Below are 255 nucleotides of genomic sequence, written 5' to 3'. Positions count from 1 at the left end.
CGTCGTGGTCGTGTTTCTCCTCCTGCAGCGCGAGGACCTGCGCAATCGCATGATCCGCCTGTTCGGATCGAGCGACCTGCACCGCACGACGGTGGCCATGGACGACGCGGCCGGCCGCCTCGGCACCTACTTCCTCGCTCAGCTCGGAATGAACGCGACGTTCGGGGTGATCGTCGGGATCGGCCTCTGGTTCATCGGCGTGCCCAACCCGCTCCTGTGGGGCGTGTTCTCGGCGATCATGCGCTTCATCCCCTA

The 255-nt window shown here is 65.9% G+C and carries 1 protein-coding gene; it reads left to right on the top strand.

Annotation, left to right across the window (positions count from 1 at the left end; all coding sequences use genetic code 11):
* The coding region (locus tag KZZ07_RS27155; protein ID WP_219520116.1) for an AI-2E family transporter at positions 1 to 255 on the top strand (255 nt) is incomplete at both ends.

The organism is Mameliella sp. CS4, from assembly GCF_019392335.1.
In the GTDB taxonomy this organism is placed as follows: Bacteria; Pseudomonadota; Alphaproteobacteria; order Rhodobacterales; family Rhodobacteraceae; genus Antarctobacter.
This window is presented reverse-complemented; position numbering and strand designations above follow the sequence as displayed.